Origin of the sequence: Alcanivorax sp. 24 (genome assembly GCF_004360225.1) — a bacterium.
GTDB classification, from domain to species: domain Bacteria; phylum Pseudomonadota; class Gammaproteobacteria; order Pseudomonadales; family Alcanivoracaceae; genus Alloalcanivorax; species Alloalcanivorax xiamenensis.
The window spans coordinates 1-18,601 of record NZ_SNUA01000005.1 but is presented as its reverse complement, the minus strand read 5'-3'; the positions used below and the strand labels follow the sequence as shown (position 1 = coordinate 18,601).

The window sequence follows — 18,601 nt, the reverse complement described above, 5'->3', positions numbered from 1 at the left end:
GTGTCAGCGGCTCAGACCTTGCTGCTCAGCTCACGGATTTCCTGATTGAGAATGCGGTCGTTCATGGAGTAATCCACCGGCAGGTCGATGACGTGAACACCGCCGGCCTCGAAGCAGCTCTCCACCAGGGGAACCAGTTGATCGCTGCTTTCCACCCGGTGCCCTTCGGCGCCATAGGCCTTGGCGTAGGCGACGAAATCCGGATTGCGGAAATCCAGACCGAAGTCGTGGAAGTCCATCTGGCTCTGTTTCCACTTGATCATGCCGTAGCCGTCGTCGCGCAGAATCAGTACCACCAGATCCAGCCCCATGCGCACCGCGGTTTCCAACTCCTGGGAGTTCATCATGAAGCCGCCGTCACCGCAGACCGACAGGACCCGCCGGTTGGGATGAACCATCTTGGCCGCCATCGCCGAGGGCAGGCCGGCGCCCATGCTGGCCAGGGCGTTGTCCAGCAGGACCGTGTTGGGATGGGTTGCCGGGTAGTTGCGGGCGAACCAGATTTTGTACATGCCGTTGTCCAGGGCGATGACACCGTCGTCGGGCATCACCTTGCGCACCTCGTGCACCAGCCGCTGGGGCAACATCGGGAAACGATCGTCGCGGGCTCCTTCGTTGATGTGCTTCTGCAGCGCATCGCGCACCCGGTGAAAATCGGCGAAGCTCCAGTGCTCCTGCGGGTCGAGACGCTCCTTGAGCTGCCACAGGCTGTTGGCGATGTCGCCGACCACTTCGATCTGAGGGAAGTAGACCGGATCCACCTGGGCGGAGTTGAAGTTGATGTGCACCACTTCCGGTCCGCCGGGACGCATGAAGAACGGCGGCTTTTCCACCACGTCATGGCCGATGTTGATGATCAGGTCGGCGGCGCTGATGGCGCGGTGCACGAAATCGCCATCGGACAGCGCGGTATTGCCGAGGAAGTGCGGGCCGGTTTCGTCCACCACGCCTTTGCCCATCTGCGTGGTGACCACGGGAATGCCCAACTTGTCGATGAACTGCCGCAGCATCTTGCTGGTCAGTTTGCGGTTGCCGCCGGCACCCACCAGGATCAGCGGTTTGCGCGCGTTCTGGATCGCTTCCACGGCGCGGCAGATGGCCTTGTCCTCGGCGATGGGCCGGCGCGTCAGACTCGGCTCCAATACCGGCATGGTGGAATGTTCGCGGGCGATGTCTTCCGGTAATTCCAGGTGGGTGGCGCCGGGACGTTCCTCCTGGGATAGACGGAACGCCTCACGGATGCGGGCGGGAATGGTATCGCCGCTGACCACCTGCTTGGTGAACTTGGTCAGCGGACGCATCATGTCGACCACGTCGATGATCTGGAACTGACCTTGTTTGCTGGACTTGATCGGCTTCTGGCCGGTGATCATCACCATCGGCATGGCGCCGAGCTGGGCGTAGGCGGCGGCGGTAACCAGGTTGGTGGCGCCGGGCCCCAGGGTGGACAGACAGACGCCGGCCTTACCGGTGAGGCGGCCGTAGGTGGCGGCCATGAAACCGGCGGCTTGCTCGTGACGGGTAATGACCAGGTTGATTTTCTTGGACCCCCGCAGGGACTCCAACAAATCCAGATTCTCTTCCCCGGGGATGGCGAACAGATATTCGACGCCTTCGGCTTCCAGGGCACGGACAAAGAGATCCGACGCTTTCATGAACAGGGGCTCCCTAACGCAGCAACTCTCGATATGCGGCAACATATGCAGCAACTCTTACATGAACAGCAGTGCGGCAATATGTAAAAAGACGGCGCGACCTTCCGGTCAGCGCCGTCACTCACTATAACGCCTTGGGCGCGCGGTTGCGCGTGGATTGGCTGATGGATGTCATCGGATTATCCAATCAGCGCCGGTTTAACCAAATTTGAGCAATGCCAGACCAGTCAGCAATACGACGATCCCCAATACGCCCAGGCCGCCGAGGCGCTGGCCGAACAGCACCGCGCCGGCGGTGACCGTGGCGAGAATGCCGAAGCCGCCCCACAGGGCATAGGCCACCGCCAGATCCAGGTGGCGCACGGATTGCGCCAGGGCGGTGAAGGCGGCCAGCACACAGACAATGGACAACAAGGCCGGCACGCGGCGGCGGAAACCCCGCGAGTACTTGAGCATGACGTTGGCGACCACATCCAGCACCACGGCCAGGAGCAACCAGCACAGCGCGATCAGAGTCGGGCTCATGATGCCTCCCCCTGCTCATCGGCCGAATCGCGGGCGCCAACCTTGAGCAGGGCGATGCCGCTCAACAACAGCAGCATGCCGAGCCATTGCCAGAGGGACAAGGACTCGGCGAACAGGGTCAGCCCCACCAGGGCGATCAGCAGTAGCCCAAGGGCTTCCCAGAGGGCGTAGGCCACGCCCAGGGGAATATGTTCCACCGCCCGCGCCAGGCAGTAGTAGGACAGGGTGATCAGAACATACATGGCCAGGTGACCGGTGATCGGCGCTTCGCCGCTGGCCAGTTTCATTACGCTGGTCCCCATCACCTCGGTGACGATGGCGGCCAGCAGGAACAACCACGGATTCATGGTCGGGTCTCCATGATGGAACAGCCCGGATCGGTTCCGGGAAATTGGAAAAGAGGTATCAGGGAAGGGCCGTCAAAGCCGCCCGGGCAGGGGCGATCGGCCGTCAGTCGTGAGGAGACCTACAGATAGTGGCGCCAGCACAACTCACTGTGGATGGCGTGGTTGAGCGGCGGAAGCCGCAAAGCAAACAGGGGAGACATGGTGAAGGGATTATAAGTCGCGGAATAAAAAACCGCCAGACAGCGCCAGGACGGCGGGAAGCACCCCGCGGAGAAAGGAACCGGACAGGCCGCTTGGGACGGCCTGACGGAGTCAGTGCCAGGTGCCGCCCAGATTCTCGCAGCGTTCGAGGAATTCCTCGGCGGTCAGTTCCTCGGTTTCGTCTTCCAGGTGGGAAGCCACCTGTTCCTTGAGTTGGGCCACCACGGTGCTCATCACCGTCAGAGCTTCTTCCACCTGCTCAATGGTATCGAGCAATTCGCGGGCTTCCTGTTTATCATGGCCGTCGTAATCTTCGTGGTCGCTCATTCACGCCTCCGGGAAGGGTTGTGCTTATGGTGCCAAAGCATTGCCGGAGAAACAATGCGAAGCCGGCTATCGGACATCGACCGCGGCCCAGGGGGCCGCGGTCGATTCGAAATGTCAGCACAGTGCCCGGAGCGGACTCAATCCCAGCTCAGCGCTCCACCGACCTGATATTCGGTGACCCGGGTTTCGAAGAAGTTCTTCTCTTTCCGCAGATCCATGATCTCGCTCATCCAGGGGAAGGGGTTGCTGACGCCCTTGAACTGCTCGGGGAGACCCAACTGGGTGAGACGGCGGTTGGCGATGAACTGCAGGTACTCTTCCATCATCGCGGCGTTCATGCCCAGCACGCCACGGGGCATGGTGTCGCGGGCGTATTGAATCTCCAGCTCGGTGCCTTCCAGGATCATCTGGGTGGCCTTGTCACGCATGGCCTGGTCCCACAGGTGCGGGTTTTCCAGCTTGATCTGGTTGATCACGTCGACGCCGAAGTTCACGTGCATGGACTCGTCACGCAGGATGTATTGGAACTGTTCGGCCACGCCGGTCATCTTGTTGCGGCGACCCATGGACAGAATCTGGGTGAAACCGCAGTAGAAGAAGATGCCTTCCAGTACGCAATAGAACGCGATCAGGTTCTGCAGTAGCGCCTTGTCGGTTTCCGGCGTGCCGGTCTTGAATTCCGGGTCGGACAGCTCGCGGGTGTACTGGATGCCCCATTGAGCCTTTTTGGCCACGGAGGGGATTTCCCGGTACATGTTGAAGATCTCGCCTTCATCCATGCCCAGGGACTCGATGCAGTACTGGTAGGCATGGGTGTGAATCGCTTCCTCGAAGGACTGACGCAGAATGTACTGGCGGCACTCTGGATTGGTGATCAGCCGGTAGATGGCCAGTACCAGATTGTTCGCCACCAGGGAATCGGCGGTGGAGAAGAAGCCGAGATTGCGCTTGATGATGCGGCGCTCGTCCTCGGTCAGACCGTCGCCACGCTTCCACAGCGCCAGGTCGGCGTTCATGTTGATTTCCTGGGGCATCCAGTGGTTGGCACAGCCATCCAGGTATTTTTGCCAGGCCCAGTCGTACTTGAAGGGGACCAGTTGGTTGAGGTCGGCGCGACAGTTGATCATGCGTTTGTCGTCCACCTGCACGCGGCCGGCGGTGCCTTCCAGTTCCGCCACGCCCTCGGCCACGTCCATCTGCGCCACGGTCTGTTGAGCGCGGGCCACGGCGTCGGTCAGGGCGCGTTCTCCGGTGCTTCCGTCGGTGGCGCCAGCAGCGTTTCCTGGCAGGTCTTGTTGAGGCTCAGCATCCGCTGCACTTCCCGTTGCCGGTGCTTGAGGTGCAGATGCCGCTTTCTCAGGTACCGGCTCAGATTGCGGCGGCGTCGGCTGTGCGACGCCGGGCTGCTTGTTGGCGGGCGTCTCTTGCGCATCAAAATCGTCCCAGCTCAGCATGATTCTCTCCATTCTTTCAGAGTGACGTCCTGGCGTCACCGGTGGTGCATTTCTTAAATGGCCTGACGCTGGACGCCTGACGCCGGACGCTTAAGAAAAGCGGGGTTGGCGTCTCGCGTCGGGCGTCAAGCGTCCGGCGTCTTTACTGGCACGCCTCGCAGTCCGGGTCGTCGATGGAGCAGGCCTGCGGCACATCCGCCGCCTTGTCGAACTGGGCCGGCTCTTCCGCCACGGCGGATACCCGGTTGAGCTTGTTGTCGTTGACCGTGGACTTCTCGGTCTGGGTGGCGCCGATGGCGCGCAGGTAATAGGTGGTTTTCAGACCCAGCAGCCACGCCATTTTGTAAGTCACATCCAACTTCTTACCGTTGGCCTCGGCGATGTACAGGTTCAGGGACTGGGCCTGATCGATCCACTTCTGGCGGCGGCTGGCGGACTCCACCAGCCAGCGCGGCTCCACCTCGAAGGCGGTGCGGAAGCGCTCCTTCAGATCCGCCGGCACCCGTTCGATCGGTTGTACGGAGCCGTCGTAGTACTTGAGGTCGTTGACCATCACGTTGTCCCACAGACCCCGTTCCTTGAGCGCGTTCACCAGGTAAGGGTTGACCACGGTGAACTCGCCGGACAGGTTCGATTTCACGTACAGGTTCTGGTACGTGGGCTCGATGGACTGGGATACGCCGGTGATATTGGCGATGGTGGCGGTGGGCGCGATCGCCATCACGTTGGAGTTACGCATGCCCTTGCGCGCTCTTTCGCGCACACTGTCCCAATCCAGGGTCTGGCTGCGATCCACCTTGCAGTAGTCCTCGCCACGCTGTTTCACCAGGATGTCGATGGAGTCGATCGGCAGCACGCCCTGGCTCCACAGGGAACCGTCAAAGGTCTGGTAGGCGCCGCGTTCCTCGGCCAGATCGGCGGAAGCCTGGATCGCGTAGTAGCTGACCGCTTCCATGGACTGGTCGGCGAACGCCACCGCGTCGGCGGAAGCGTAGCTGATGCCTTGCTTATACAGCGCGTCCTGGAAGCCCATGATGCCCAGGCCCACCGGACGGTGCTTCAGGTTGGAGTTCTCCGCCTGCGGCACGCTGTAGTAGTTGATGTCGATCACGTTATCGAGCATGCGCACGGCGGTGTTGACGGTGCGTTCCAGCTTCTCGCGATCCAGGGCGCCGTCGACAATGTGCTGGGCCAGGTTCACGGAACCCAGGTTGCACACCGCGATTTCCTCGCGGTTGGTGTTCAGGGTGATCTCGGTGCACAGGTTGGAGGAGTGCACCACGCCCACGTGCTGCTGCGGACTGCGCAGGTTGCACGGATCCTTGAAGGTGAACCAGGGGTGGCCGGTCTCGAACAGCATGGAGAGCATCTTGCGCCACAGGTTGATGGCCGGCAGACGCTTGTAATGTTTGATGCGGCCGTCACGGGTCATTTCCTCGTATTCGTTGTAGCGTTGCTCGAACGCTTCACCGTAGAGATCATGCAGATCCGGCGCGTCGTTGGGGCTGAACAGGGTCCACTCCTGTTCGTTCACCACCCGCTTCATGAACAGATCCGGAATCCAGTTGGCGGAGTTCATGTCGTGGGTACGGCGACGGTCGTCACCGGTGTTCTTGCGCAGCTCGAGGAATTCCTCGATGTCCATGTGCCAGGTTTCCAGGTAAGCGCAGACCGCGCCCTTGCGCTTGCCGCCCTGGTTCACCGCCACCGCGGTGTCGTTGACCACTTTCAGGAACGGCACCACGCCCTGGGATTTGCCGTTGGTGCCCTTGATGTAGGAGCCCAGCGCCCGTACCGGGGTCCAGTCGTTACCCAGGCCGCCGGCGAATTTGCTCAGCATGGCGTTGTCGTGGATGGCGCTGTAAATGCCGGACAGATCATCGGGCACCGTGGTCAGGTAGCAGCTGGAGAGCTGTGGACGCAGGGTGCCGGCGTTGAACAGGGTCGGCGTGGAGCTCATGTAATCGAAGCTGGACAGCAGATTGTAGAACTCGATGGCGCGCTCTTCGCGGTTGTCCTCGCGCAGTGCCAGGCCCATGGCGACACGCATGAAGAAGCACTGCGGCAACTCGATGCGGGTGTCGTCATGATGGATGAAATAACGGTCGTACAGGGTCTGCAGGCCCAGATAGGAGAACTGCAGATCGCGTTCGCCCTTGAGTGCGGCGCCCAGTTTTTCCAGATCGAAGTCGGCCAGTTCCGGGTTCAGCAACTCGAACTGGATGCCCTTTTCCACGTAGGTGGCGAAGGTGCGGCCGTACAGCGCTTCCATCTCTTCCTGGTTGGCGCGCTCGCCGACGCCCAGGTATTGCAGTGCCTCGGCGCGGATCTTGTCCAGCAGCAGGCGGGCGGTGACCAGGGAGTAGTTCGGTTCCACCTCGATCAGAGTGCGGGCGGTGATCACCATGGAGGTGTTCACGTCCTTGATGGAGACGCCGTCGTACAGGTTCTTGACGGTCTCGGCGATGATCTTGTCGGCGTCCACGTAATCCAGACCGCGGCAGGCCTCGCGGATCAGGTGCTCCAGGCGGCCCATGTCCAGCGGCGCGCGGCTGCCGTCTTCCATGGTCACGGCCAGATCCACCTGGTGGGTGGGCTCGGGGAACTGGCTGTCGCGCTCGGCGCGTTTGCGGGCCTGTTGCTCGCGGTAGAGAACGTAATCCCGGGCCACTTTGTGTTCGCCGCCGCGCATCAGCGCCAGCTCCACCTGATCCTGGATTTCCTCGATGTGGATGGTGCCTCCGGAGGGCATGCGGCGCTTGAAGGTGGCGCTGACCTGCTCGGTGAGCCGGGCGACGGTGTCATGGATGCGCGAGGAGGCCGCGGCGGTGCCACCCTCCACGGCCAGGAACGCCTTGGTAATGGCGACGGTGATTTTGTCGTCATCGTAGGAAACCACCTTGCCGTTGCGTTTGATCACGCGCAGCTGGCCCGGGGCGGTGGTGGATACGCCCGCGTCCTCGATGTCGATCGCATCGCGGTCGTCGGGTTGCGATTCGCGATTCATCTCCGTTTGCATGATGCCCTCTCCGTAAAAGTGTGGTGCGATGCTGTATGGTGTTCCGGCCCGGCTGGCCGGGGCGGCGCTGTCACGGCGCTGACAGGGTGTCCTGATTCGTGTTCCGTCTGCTTGCTCGGGGCTTGCCGCGGCCCTGGCGCCACGTTCACCGTCTTTCCCGGGACGTTCCGGTGGATCCGGACCGCGCCCATGGTGCCTGGATACCACTATATCTTGTGTGCCCGAAAAGGGCGGGTACCCAGCGGGAGGAGGTGCCGCCGGCCCCGTGGCGCCGGCCCGCCACGGGCTTCGGCTGTCTTCAGCCACCTCCAAATGACAGAGGCCGTGGCATTTTACAAAACCCAATATATTGGGTTGGTGTTTCCTGTTGGGTACAAGTTATAGTCGAGCGAGCGGATTTGCAAGATGCCGGCCTGGGGAAATCCTGTGGATAATGTGTGAACTTCTGTGAGTCTTTTCCGGCGCCGGAAATGGCACTGGCGGTAAAGCGCCGCTATCCCATATATTGTGTCATCTTGCCGACATCGCCGTGGTTGCCGCCGCCGGGGTGTATGCGCTAAAAGAAGAATATCGCCACGCCATTGGGGGTGGGGCAGCTTACTACCGGGGTAACCCGGTCCCTTGTGAACAGAAACGGATAAGGACAACGACGGGATGACAACCGTGCAGGATAACCCGCCGACCATCATGATCGTCGAGGACGATGACCGCCTCGCCGACCTGACCCGAGAATACCTGGAATCCAACGGCCTCGCCGTTACCGTGGTGCGCGATGGGGAAGACGCGATCCGCCGGATCCGCGCCGAGCAACCGGATCTGGTGGTACTGGATTTGATGCTGCCCGGGGCGGATGGGCTGACGGTGTGCCGGGAAGTAAGGGGGACGTACAAAAAGCCGATCCTGATGCTGACCGCCCGCACCGACGACATGGATCAGGTGCTGGGGCTGGAGATGGGCGCCGACGATTACGTCGCCAAACCGGTCAAACCGCGGGTATTGCTGGCGCGGATCCGCGCCCTGCTGCGGCGGGTGGAAACCGACAACGAGCGCGACAACTCGCCGGCCCGCCTTGAGTTCGGCGCTCTGGTGATCGACAACGCCGCCCGCGAAGTGACGCTGCGCGGTGAATCCGTGGATCTCACCAGCGCCGAATACGATCTGCTCTGGCTGCTGGCCTCCAACGCCGGCACGGTGCTGTCCCGGGAGACCATCTTCGAGAAGCTTCGCGGCATCCAGTACGACGGCCAGGACCGTTCCATCGACGTGCGCATTTCCCGGATCCGCCCGAAAGTCGGCGACGACCCGGAAAACCCCAAACGCATCAAGACGGTGCGTTCCAAAGGGTACCTGTTCGTCAAGGAAATGAGTGCCGGTTGAAGACACCGCGCCCGCTTTCCCGCCGCGCCATGACCAGCGCCGGCGGTGCGGGCACGGTTGTCGGCGCCATTTGCCCGGGTAAACCGGAGAGGCTTCTTGAACAGCATTTTCGTGCGCATCTACGGCGGTATCCTGGTGGCTCTGCTGATCATCGGCGTGGCCACTTATGTTGGCGTTGACCTGATCAACCAGTATCGTGCCGGCCAGTATCGCGAGCGCATGGCGGAAGGGACTTTCTTCCTGCTCGGGGAAGGGCTGCGTGAGCAATCCGGGGCCGACCGCGCCGAGTGGTTGCGGGAGATGAGCCGCCGGCTCGGCGCGTCCCTGCGGATTCACCCGGGAGCGGATCTCAGTCTGACCTATCGGGAGCGGCTGCATCTGGACGAAGGCCGGGTGGTGATCCGCGAACACCCGGAGTCCGAGCGGATCACCGTCCTGTATCACGTTCCCGGCGGTGACGACTATCTGGTGACCAGTCTCGAACGCCTCTCAGAGCAGCAGGCGCGCGCCACCGCCGGCCTGATCCTGGACCGCCTCAAGGCGGTGACGCCGGAGCAGCGGGCCCAGTCCCTGGCCCGGCTGGTGCCGTACTTCGGGTTTCCGCTGTCCCTGGCGGAGTGGGGTGAGGTCGGTCTGGACGAGGAACAGTATCAGCGCCTTGATCGCAATGAGATGGTGCTGTTGCTCACCGACAGCACCCGCCGGGACGCCACCCTCTACCTGTACGTGCCCATCCCCCGGGATCATCGGGTGTTGGTGCTCGGGCCGATGACCCTGTTCGACCCCTTTCCGTGGGAACTGTTGGTGGTCGCCAGCCTGTTGGCCCTGTGCCTGGTGGCACTGTCCACCTATCTTCAGGTCCGGCCGCTGCAGACTCGCCTGCGCCATCTCGAGCGCGCGGTGAAACGTCTCGGCGGCGGTGATCTCACCGCCCATGCCGATGTTCGTGGCGGCGATTCCATTGGCCAACTGGCCGCTACCTTCAACGGTATGACCGCTCATATCCGCCGTCTGATCCATGCCCAGCGGGAAATGACCCGGGCGGTCTCCCACGAACTGCGCACTCCGGTGGCGCGCCTGCGTTTCGGGTTGGAAATGCTGGCCGACAGTGAATCCGCCGAGGCCCGCCGGGAAAGGCTGGACGCTCTGGACCGGGATATCGATCAGTTGGATCAGTTGATCGACGAGATTCTCACCTATGCGCGGTTGGAACAGGGCACGCCGACCATCGATTTCCAGCCGGTGTATCTGGTGGAAGTGTGCGAGCAATTGAAAGGGGAACTGGACACGATTCGTGGGGACATCGTGATCGAGGTGGAGGGGGACCGCGTTCTGGCCGTGGACGGAGACCCCCGCTACTTGCATCGTGTCCTGCAGAATCTGGTCACCAACGCGCTGCGCTACGCGCAGGCGCGGGTTCGCATGACCATTCGCCTGGAAGACGAGGCCGAACGGGTGGTTCTGGACGTGGACGACGACGGTTCCGGGATCCCCGAGCATCAGCGCGAGCGGGTGTTCAAACCCTTTGCCCGCCTGGACCAGTCCCGCCACCGCGCCAGCGGCGGCTACGGCCTGGGGCTATCCATCGTCAAACGCATTGTCGACTGGCACGGCGGCGAGATCAGGGTGCTGGAAAGCGACTGGGGTGGCGCCCGTTTCCGGGTTATCCTGCCCCGCGAACAGCAGCGCCAGCATGTGCTGGGAAGGCAATAAAGGCAATTAACAGTGAATAGTGAATAGTTAACAGCAAAAACAAGGGACTGAACTGCTGTGGGAAGCTTGCTTGCAAGCGAATATCGCTAAACGCTTGAGCGAACCCCATTCGCTTGCAAGCAAGCTCACACAGCGGCTAAAGATCACCTGCTTTTGTTTTTCCGCTATCAACTGTCAACTGATTTCCGGGGTTCTCATGTATATCCTCGCCATCGACCAGGGCACCACCAGTTCCCGCGCCATTGTGTTTGATCGCGATGGGACCTCGGTGGGGCAGGCGCAAAAGGAATTCAAGCAGCATTTCCCCCAGGACGGCTGGGTCGAGCACGACGCGCAGGAAATCTGGAATGACGTGCTGGCATTGTGTCGGCAGGCGCTGCGCAACGCGGCGGTGGAGGCGGCGCAACTGGCGGCCATCGGTATCACCAACCAGCGCGAGACCACGGTGCTGTGGGACCGCGCCACCGGCGAACCAGTGGCGCCGGCGATCGTCTGGCAGGATCGTCGTACCGCCGCCTTGTGCCAGCAGTTGAAGGATCAGGGGCATGAGGACACCGTGCGTGAGCGTACCGGCCTGTTACTGGATCCGTACTTCTCCGCCACCAAGCTGGCCTGGCTGCTGGATACCGTGGAAGGGACACGGGCGCGGGCCGAGGCCGGCGATCTGGCCTTCGGCACCATCGATTGCTGGCTGTTGTGGAAACTCACCCGTGGCAAGGTGCACGCCACCGACGCCACCAATGCGTCTCGCACACTGCTGTTCAATATCCATGAGCAACGCTGGGACGACACCCTGCTGCGCCTGTTCGACATCCCCGCCGCCCTGCTGCCGGAGGTGCGCGACAGTGCCGGTGATTTCGGCACCACCGCACCGGAGTTGCTGGGAGCGCCGGTGACGGTGGCGGGAATCGCCGGCGACCAACAGGCGGCACTGGTGGGGCAGGCCTGTTTCCAGCCCGGCATGGTCAAGAGCACTTACGGTACCGGCTGCTTCATGATCATGAACACCGGCGCCGCGGTGACCTCGGAAAACCGTCTGCTGACCACGGTGGGCTACCGCCTTGGCGGCGAAACCAGCTATGCGCTGGAAGGCTCCATCTTCGTCGCCGGCGCCGCCATCCAATGGCTCCGTGATGGTCTCAATCTTATTTCCCACGCCAGCGAAACCGAGGCCCTGGCGCGCCGGGCCGGTTCCTCACGTGGTGTTTACCTGGTGCCGGCGTTCACCGGGTTGGGGGCGCCTTGGTGGGACCCCCATGCGCGTGGTGCCTTGTTGGGGCTGACCCGGGACACCGGCATTGCCGAGGTGGTCACCGCCGGTCTGGAAGCGGTCTGCTATCAGTCCCGGGATCTGCTGGAGGCAATGGCGGCGGACTGCCGGCGGCGGCCGACCACGTTGCGGGTGGACGGTGGCATGGTGGTCAACAACTGGCTCAGCCAGACCCTGGCGGATGTGTTGGGGATTCAGGTGGACCGTCCCGATGTGACCGAGACTACCGCATTGGGTGCCGCCTATCTGGCCGGGCTCGGCTGTGGCTGGTACAGCGATCTGGCGCATGTGGGGGACCACTGGCGTTGCGAGCGCTCCTTCCTGCCGTCGTTGGCGGAGGACGAACGCGAGCGTCGTTATCAGGGCTGGCGGGCAGCGGTGCGTCGGGTGATGTGAGGGGGGGGGCGGCTGATCCGGCACTGCCCAGGGATGTGACTTTCTTTTACACAGGCGGCATGGGCCGTCTCATCGGCTTTCAGTATCATTTCCTGGCTGTTCTAGGAAAATAGCCTGATACCTGCTGCCGATACCGCCCTGAGTGGCTCCGGCAACCCCGGATCCGGCCCCGGAACAGCGTTCGGCGTGTGGTGCATAGGCCCCCGCCTGCCATCATTCGGGGACCCGGCGCATGCCTCAAAGAATTTCGCGGGGATATGACAAACAGGAATTCCAGCGGTTGTCCCTGGCGGCGCTGCTGGGCGCGGGCGCCCATACTCTGGTGTGCTGGCTGGCGTTGCAATGGGGTTTTTTCGCGCTGTCCCCGGAGGCTTTCTTCCTCACCTTCCTGGCGCTCTGGTTCGGCCACTTGGTGGTCTGGAGCCTGGCCTGCCTGACCTTGAGAAAGGGCGGGGACGCCCGCCGTTTCACCGAACCGGTGTTGGTATGGAGCACGGTGGCGTTGTTGATCAGCGCCCTGTTTCTGAGTGACCACCGCCTGCTGGTCATGGTGTTCTTTCTCGCCGTCCTGCAAATCGGAGTATTCCGTGTCGGCCGTTGGCAACTGGTGCGTCTGGCGTTGCTCGGCGTGGGTGGTTACGCCCTGGTACTGCTGGAGCTGCAAAGCCGCGAGCCGAGCGCCTTCAACGCCCTGGTGGAGTGGCAGCACTGGCTGCTGTTCACCCTGGCGGTGGTGCTGATGATGGTATTGGCATTGGAGATCGTCGGCATCCGCCGTCGTATCGACGGCCGCAATGAGGCCTTGCAGCAAATGGCACGGCAGATCCGCGATCTGGCGATCCGCGATGAACTGACCGGCCTGTACGGCCGTCGCCACGCCATGGAGTTGTTGACCAAGGCCTGCGGCCAGGCCCGCCGTGGCGCCTATTTGCTGGCGGTGGTGTTTGTCGACCTGGATCACTTCAAGACCATTAACGACCAATACGGTCATCTGATCGGCGACCGTGTCCTGATCCGCTTCGCCGATTTACTGCGTCGCCACCTGCAACCGCCAGCACTGGCGGCGCGGATGGGGGGAGAGGAGTTTCTGCTGATGTTGCCGGTTGATCACCGGGAGCAGGCCCGGGAACTGGTGGAACGGATTCTGGTGGCACTGCGCAAGGAAGGCTTCGAAGACCAGCCGGGGTTGAGTGTCACCGCTTCCGCCGGCCTCGTCCTGGCCAGTGCCGGGGAAGAGGCGGAGCAGGTGCTGGCCCGCGCCGACCGGCTGCTGTACCAGGCCAAGCAGGCTGGCCGCGACCGGTTGCTGGAGGAAGCCTGATGAAGCCGGACTGGCAGCCGTTGGGGCGTCTGACCGTGAACGAGCGCCGCTTGCTTCGGGTGCACGGCCGCTCGGTGGTGGCGGTGGCGTTGTTCTACTCCGCGGTGGCGTTGGTGCTGTGGAAGCTGGGGCATAACCGTGTTGACGGGGAGGTGCTGGCGTGGACGTTGGTGTTGCTGTGGAGCCTGATGCTGCCGTACCTGGCGATGATCGAGCGCGGTCTGACCCGGGCCTGGCGGGAGCCGACGCTGTCGTTTCCGTCCGGCATCACCCTGGCCGCCATGCTGTTACTGACAGCGGTCCATACCGCGGACGGGCGCCTCGCCGTGATGTTGCTGTACTTTCCGCTGCTGTTGCTGTTGTCGTTCCGGTTGGAACCAAGGTCGCTGGGATTGCTCTCCGCGGTGGTCTGCGCCGCTTACGGGTTGGCGCTGCTGGGTCTGTATCAGCACCGGGATGAGCAACTGGAGCTGGGGTCGGCGCTGCTGCAGTGGCTGGCTTTCGTGGCGGTGAGCGGTTGCTTCACCATCACCGGAGGCGGCGTCAACGCGCTGCGCCGGACCCTCGGCCGGCATAACCGGGAACTGGCGCGAATGGTACGGCAAAGCCGGGAACTGGCGATCCGCGACGATCTGACCGGGCTGTTCAACCGCCGTCACATCGTCGAGGTGCTGAATTATCAGAAGAGCCTGGCGGACCGGCATCATTACCCGTTCGCGGTCTGCTATCTGGACATGGATCACTTCAAGGCGATCAACGACCGCTACGGCCATCAGTGGGGCGACCAGGTACTGCGCGCCTTTGCCGACCACGCCGCCGCTTTGTTACGCGAAGGGGATTACCTGGCTCGGCTCGGCGGCGAGGAGTTCCTGATGGTGCTGCCGCAAAGTAACGAGGCCGGTGCCTTGCGCGTGGTGGAACGCCTGCGCCAGCAGTGGGCCAACGCCGGTTTCGACCATATGGGCGGGCCGGCCACGGTGACGTTGTCCGCCGGAGTCGCCGGTTATCAGCCGGGGGAAACCGTGGAGGCCTTGCTGGCCCGCGCCGATCACGGCCTCTATCTGGCCAAGAGCCATGGCCGTAATCAGGTGCGTACCGGATGAGAGCGGAGCGTCAGGCCTGCCTCGTACCGGCTCGCTGACACGCTATTCGCGAGCAGGCTCGCTTCCCACAGCGACGTGGTAGCCCCCGTGTAAGCTGTGGGAAGCGGCCTTGGCCGCGAATAAAACGCACATTCATGTCGCCAGGGACTGCCGGTCCGGCACCGCCAAGCCCTAGCCGTCTTCCCGCAAAGGAAACGTCACCAGTTGTTCCGGCGCCATGGTCACCGACAGGGTTTCGCCGGGCCGGGCCGGTGGGCGGCGGCCGCTGGTCTGGCACAACAAGGTGCCGCCATCCGGCAGCCGTAACCGGTGCAATATCGTGGGGCCGGTAAACAGGCTCTTCTCCACGATCAGAGGCGTACCCTGAGGATCCGGCAACAGATCGTCCGGCCGCAGCAGCACGTCCACCTCGGTGCCCGCGGGCCAGGGGAGGGGGCCGCCGCGCAGTTCCCCCAGTACCGTGTTGACCGCGCTCGTGGCGGTGACGGTGCCGCGCAGGAAAGTACCGTAGCCGGCGAATTCCGCCACGAAACGACTGCTCGGAGCGTGATAGATGCGGTGTGGGCTGTCCCACTGGGCCAGGGTGCCGGCGCGCATGACGCCGACCTGGTCGGCCAGCAGAAAAGCCTCTTCCTGATCGTGGGTGACCATCAGTGCCGCCACCTGCTCCTGGCGCAGGATATCGCCCAGTTCCTCGGCCAGCGCCCGGCGCAGATCCAGATCGAGACTGGCGAAAGGTTCGTCCAGCAATAACAGGCGCGGGCGCGGAGCCAGTGAGCGTGCCAGCGCCACGCGTTGTTGCTGGCCGCCGGAGAGCTCGTGGGGGTAGCGTTGATCCAGCCCTTCCAGGCGCACCCGGCGCAGACACTGGGTGACCCGCTCGTGGCGCTGCGCGGGGGACTCCCGACGCAGCGCGAAAGCCACGTTCTCGGCCACCGTCAGATGCGGGAACAAGGCGTGTTCCTGGAACACCATGCCGAGCCGCCGGCGTTCCGGGGCCAGTTGGTAGCCCGGGCGGGCCACTTCCTCGCCGCCGATATGGATATGGCCGGCCTGGATCGGTTCCAGCCCGGCCACCGCTCTCAGGGTGGTGGTCTTGCCGCAGCCGCTGGGGCCCAGAAGACAAGCGATCCGGCCTTCCTCCAGGGTGAAACTGACGCCGTTCACGGCGCGGTATTCACCGTACTGGCAGGCCAGGTCGGTAACGGTCAGCAAGGGCTGTGACATGGGGGCTCCATTGCCGCGAGCGCATACAGCGTGAATTCATGTCTCCCAGGCTGGCGTCAGGCTTTGGGCATGGCGTGCAAGCGTGTTGCGTATGAGCGTGCCAGCGAATTACGGGACACCGGTGGTTCTCCAGCCTCAATTCGTCAGTGCTGGCCGTGCAGCAGAAACTCCAACAGCGCCTTCTGCGCGTGCAGACGGTTTTCCGCTTCGTCCCAGACCACCGAGCGCGGGTCGTCGAGCATGTCATGGCTGACTTCCTCGCCGCGATGGGCGGGCAGGCAGTGCATGAACAGCGCCCGCTCGTCGGCCAGGTCCATCAGTGCCGGGTTCACCTGATAAGGGGCGAAATGCCGGGCCCGTTCCTGTTGTTCCTGCTCCTGGCCCATGGAGGCCCAGACGTCGGTGGTGACCAGGTGGGCGCCGGCCACCGCTTGGCGGGGGTCGCGCACCACCGACACCCGATCGGCGTTGTCCGCCATCAAGGTGGCGTCGGGCTCGAAGCCTTCCGGGCAGGCCACCACCAGTTGGAAATCGAACTGGCGGGCGGCGTTGATGTAGCTGTTGCACATGTTGTTGCCGTCGCCGACCCAGACCACCTTGCAGCCTTTGATTTCGCCACGGTGCTCGGTGTAGGTCTGCATGTCGGCGAGCAACTGGCAGGGATGGAAATCATCGGTGAGGGCGTTGATCACCGGTACCCGGGAATGCCGCGCGAAGGTTTCCACGGTGCCGTGATCAAAAGTACGGATCATCACCGCGTCGACCATGCGCGACAGCACCCGGGCGGAATCCTCCACCGGCTCGCCGCGGCCCAACTGGGTGTCGCGGGAGGACAGGAAAATACTGGCGCCGCCGAACTGGGTCATGGCCACTTCGAAGGACACCCGGGTACGGGTGGAGGACTTGTCGAAGATCATGCCCAGGGTCTTGCCGCGCAACGGCTCATGAAACTGGCCGGTGCGCTGCATGGTTTTCAGTTCCACCGCCCGTTGGATCAGGTAGCCCAGTTCTTCCGGGGTCAGGTCCAGCAAAGTCAGGAAATGGCGGGTCATGGGGCCTCCTGCTCATTGGCGTAGCGTTGCAGCACGGTGCTCAGGGTGTCCACCAGTTGGTCGCGCTCCGCGTTGCTCATAATCAGTGGCGGCAGCAGGCGGATCACCGAACCGGCGGTGACGTTGATCAACAGTCCCGCTTCGCGGGCCCGGTCCACCAGCTCGCCGCAGGGACGATCCAGTTGAATCCCCACCATCATCCCCTGGCCACGGACTTCCTGGACCAGCGACAGACCGGACAGTGCCTCGCGCAGCCGGGCACGCAGTGTCTCGCCCTTGTCGCGGACCTGCTCCAGCACGCCGCTCTGTAACGTATCGATGACAGCCAGTGCCACCGCACAGCCGAGCGGATTACCGCCGAAGGTGCTGCCGTGATTGCCGGGGCCGAACAGATCGCTGGCCGCGCCGCTGACCAGACAGGCGCCAATCGGGAAGCCGTTACCCAGACCCTTGGCGGTGGTCAGAACATCGGGACGGATCCGCTCCGCCTGGCAGGCGAAATAGGTGCCGGTACGGCCGTTGCCGGTCTGGATTTCGTCCAGCATCAACAGCCAGCCGTGTTGATCGCAAAGCTCGCGCAGCCCCTGCAGATAACCGGGGCTGGCGGCGTTGACGCCACCCTCGCCCTGAACCGGTTCCACCAGCACCGCCACGACATTGTCATCGGCGGCCGCGCGGACCGCGTCAAGATCGTCGTAGGGCAGGCGGCGGAAGCCTTCCAGCAATGGTCCGAAACCTTCCTGAACTTTCTGGTTGGCGGTGGCGGACAGGGTCGCCATGGTGCGGCCATGGAAGCTGCCTTCCATCACCAGCACCACCGGCTTTTCCACACCACGGCGGCGGGCATGCAGCCGTGCCAGCTTGATCGCCGCCTCGTTGGCCTCGGCGCCGGAATTGCCGAAGAACACCTTGTCCATGCCGGCCAGTTGGCACAGTCGTTCGGCCAGTCGTTCCTGAACGGGAATACGATACAGGTTGGAGGTGTGCATCAGGCGTTCGCTTTGCTCGCGAATCGCCTGGACCACCGCCGGATGGCAGTGACCGAGATTACACACGGCGACACCGGACACCGCGTCCAGGTATGCCTTGCCTTGCTCATCGTACAACCATACCCCCTCGCCGCGGACGAAAGCGACGGGCTGCCGCGCGTAGGTGGGAATCAGGAACTGCTCGCTCATGATATTAGGGTCCGTGAAAATAAAAACGGCAGCCGAGGCTGCCAGTGGACCAACGATAATACTCACGCTTGAAGGGTGGCGCAACGCGCGGGCGGGCACACTGCGCCAGACGCCAGACGCCAGACGCCAGACGCCAGACGCCAGACGCCAGACGCCAGACGCCAGACGCCAGACGCTAGACGCTAGACGCTAGACGCTAGACGCTAGACGCTAGACGCTAGACGCTAAAGTCAAAACCCGGGGCTGCGGGCATTGCGGAAAAAAAGCGTTTTAGTGCTTGCCAGGGCGTTGGGTATGGTTTCGCATTATCGGCGTCCGGCGTCCGGCGTCCGGCGTCCGGCGTCCGGCGTCCGGCGTCCGGCGTCCGGCGTCCGGCGTCCGGCGTCCGGCGTCCGGCGTCCGGCGTCCGGCGTCCGGCGTCCGGCGTCCGGCGTCC

14 protein-coding genes are annotated in these 18,601 nt (G+C 63.3%); 5 read left to right on the top strand and 9 right to left on the bottom strand.

Annotated features, from left to right (window positions below; translation table 11 throughout):
* Positions 1-11: 11 nt before the first annotated feature.
* From E0L37_RS08340 to E0L37_RS08315, 6 genes are all read right to left on the bottom strand, one after another.
* Positions 12-1,655 (bottom strand): acetolactate synthase large subunit, encoded by a 1,644-nt coding sequence (locus tag E0L37_RS08340; RefSeq protein WP_097057798.1) that lies wholly within the window; start codon positions 1,653-1,655, stop codon positions 12-14.
* Between the two features lie 198 nt (positions 1,656-1,853).
* Positions 1,854-2,180 carry a multidrug/spermidine efflux SMR transporter subunit MdtI gene (gene mdtI / locus E0L37_RS08335; protein WP_133491295.1) on the bottom strand — a complete coding sequence of 109 codons (327 nt, stop codon included), beginning with the start codon at positions 2,178-2,180 and terminating at the stop codon, positions 1,854-1,856.
* A complete protein-coding gene (locus E0L37_RS08330) occupies positions 2,177-2,527 on the bottom strand; it encodes an SMR family transporter (RefSeq protein WP_133491294.1) in 351 nt (116 codons plus the stop codon). Before E0L37_RS08330 ends, mdtI begins: the two co-directional genes overlap by 4 nt.
* A gap of 312 nt (positions 2,528-2,839) precedes the next feature.
* The gene (locus E0L37_RS08325; protein WP_097057801.1) at positions 2,840-3,055 is read right to left on the bottom strand and encodes a hypothetical protein; all 216 of its coding nucleotides are present in this window, start codon (positions 3,053-3,055) and stop codon (positions 2,840-2,842) included.
* Positions 3,056-3,192: 137 nt separating this feature from the next.
* A complete protein-coding gene (locus tag E0L37_RS08320) occupies positions 3,193-4,509 on the bottom strand; it encodes a ribonucleotide-diphosphate reductase subunit beta (RefSeq protein ID WP_133491293.1) in 1,317 nt (438 codons plus the stop codon).
* Positions 4,510-4,651: 142 nt separating this feature from the next.
* A complete protein-coding gene (locus E0L37_RS08315; protein ID WP_133491292.1) occupies positions 4,652-7,528 on the bottom strand; it encodes a ribonucleoside-diphosphate reductase subunit alpha in 2,877 nt (958 codons plus the stop codon).
* A gap of 654 nt (positions 7,529-8,182) precedes the next feature.
* On the opposite strand from E0L37_RS08315, the gene E0L37_RS08310 reads away from it, so the two are divergent.
* From E0L37_RS08310 to E0L37_RS08290, 5 genes are all read left to right on the top strand, one after another.
* On the top strand, positions 8,183-8,905 hold the full coding sequence (locus E0L37_RS08310) for a response regulator (protein WP_133491291.1): 723 nt from the start codon (positions 8,183-8,185) through the stop codon (positions 8,903-8,905).
* Between the two features lie 96 nt (positions 8,906-9,001).
* The gene (locus E0L37_RS08305) at positions 9,002-10,618 is read left to right on the top strand and encodes an ATP-binding protein (protein ID WP_133491290.1); all 1,617 of its coding nucleotides are present in this window, start codon (positions 9,002-9,004) and stop codon (positions 10,616-10,618) included.
* Positions 10,619-10,814: 196 nt separating this feature from the next.
* A complete protein-coding gene (glpK, locus tag E0L37_RS08300; protein WP_133491289.1) occupies positions 10,815-12,284 on the top strand; it encodes a glycerol kinase GlpK in 1,470 nt (489 codons plus the stop codon).
* Between the two features lie 232 nt (positions 12,285-12,516).
* Positions 12,517-13,605, top strand: a complete 1,089-nt coding sequence (locus E0L37_RS08295) for a diguanylate cyclase (RefSeq protein ID WP_133491288.1) — start codon at positions 12,517-12,519, stop codon at positions 13,603-13,605.
* On the top strand, positions 13,605-14,708 hold the full coding sequence (locus tag E0L37_RS08290; RefSeq protein ID WP_133491287.1) for a diguanylate cyclase: 1,104 nt from the start codon (positions 13,605-13,607) through the stop codon (positions 14,706-14,708). The genes E0L37_RS08295 and E0L37_RS08290 overlap by 1 nt, the downstream gene beginning before the upstream one ends.
* Positions 14,709-14,879: 171 nt before the next feature.
* Here the strand turns inward: E0L37_RS08290 and E0L37_RS08285 are convergent, their stop codons facing one another.
* From E0L37_RS08285 to E0L37_RS08275, 3 genes are all read right to left on the bottom strand, one after another.
* Positions 14,880-15,935, bottom strand: coding sequence for an ABC transporter ATP-binding protein (locus tag E0L37_RS08285; protein WP_133491286.1), 1,056 nt, complete (start codon positions 15,933-15,935; stop codon positions 14,880-14,882).
* A 143-nt stretch (positions 15,936-16,078) separates the two neighbouring features.
* Positions 16,079-16,987: an ornithine carbamoyltransferase gene (gene argF / locus E0L37_RS08280; RefSeq protein ID WP_133491285.1), complete on the bottom strand. Its 909-nt coding sequence runs from the start codon at positions 16,985-16,987 to the stop codon at positions 16,079-16,081.
* Entirely contained in the window at positions 16,984-18,165 is a 1,182-nt protein-coding gene (locus E0L37_RS08275) for an acetylornithine transaminase (protein ID WP_133491284.1), read from the bottom strand. Before E0L37_RS08275 ends, argF begins: the two co-directional genes overlap by 4 nt.
* Between the last annotated feature and the right edge of the window lie 436 nt (positions 18,166-18,601).

Bases quoted from the DNA above. Each gene is read 5' to 3' on its own strand.
- E0L37_RS08340 (WP_097057798.1), bottom strand. From the start codon at position 1,655: ATGAAAGCGTCGGATCTCTTTGTCCGTGCCCTGGAAGCCGAAGGCGTC.
- mdtI (WP_133491295.1), bottom strand. From the start codon at position 2,180: ATGAGCCCGACTCTGATCGCGCTGTGCTGGTTGCTCCTGGCCGTGGTG.
- E0L37_RS08330 (WP_133491294.1), bottom strand. From the start codon at position 2,527: ATGAATCCGTGGTTGTTCCTGCTGGCCGCCATCGTCACCGAGGTGATG.
- E0L37_RS08325 (WP_097057801.1), bottom strand. From the start codon at position 3,055: ATGAGCGACCACGAAGATTACGACGGCCATGATAAACAGGAAGCCCGC.
- E0L37_RS08320 (WP_133491293.1), bottom strand. From the start codon at position 4,509: ATGCTGAGCTGGGACGATTTTGATGCGCAAGAGACGCCCGCCAACAAG.
- E0L37_RS08315 (WP_133491292.1), bottom strand. From the start codon at position 7,528: ATGCAAACGGAGATGAATCGCGAATCGCAACCCGACGACCGCGATGCG.
- E0L37_RS08310 (WP_133491291.1), top strand. From the start codon at position 8,183: ATGACAACCGTGCAGGATAACCCGCCGACCATCATGATCGTCGAGGAC.
- glpK (WP_133491289.1), top strand. From the start codon at position 10,815: ATGTATATCCTCGCCATCGACCAGGGCACCACCAGTTCCCGCGCCATT.
- E0L37_RS08295 (WP_133491288.1), top strand. From the start codon at position 12,517: ATGCCTCAAAGAATTTCGCGGGGATATGACAAACAGGAATTCCAGCGG.
- E0L37_RS08290 (WP_133491287.1), top strand. From the start codon at position 13,605: ATGAAGCCGGACTGGCAGCCGTTGGGGCGTCTGACCGTGAACGAGCGC.
- E0L37_RS08285 (WP_133491286.1), bottom strand. From the start codon at position 15,935: ATGTCACAGCCCTTGCTGACCGTTACCGACCTGGCCTGCCAGTACGGT.
- argF (WP_133491285.1), bottom strand. From the start codon at position 16,987: ATGACCCGCCATTTCCTGACTTTGCTGGACCTGACCCCGGAAGAACTG.
- E0L37_RS08275 (WP_133491284.1), bottom strand. From the start codon at position 18,165: ATGAGCGAGCAGTTCCTGATTCCCACCTACGCGCGGCAGCCCGTCGCT.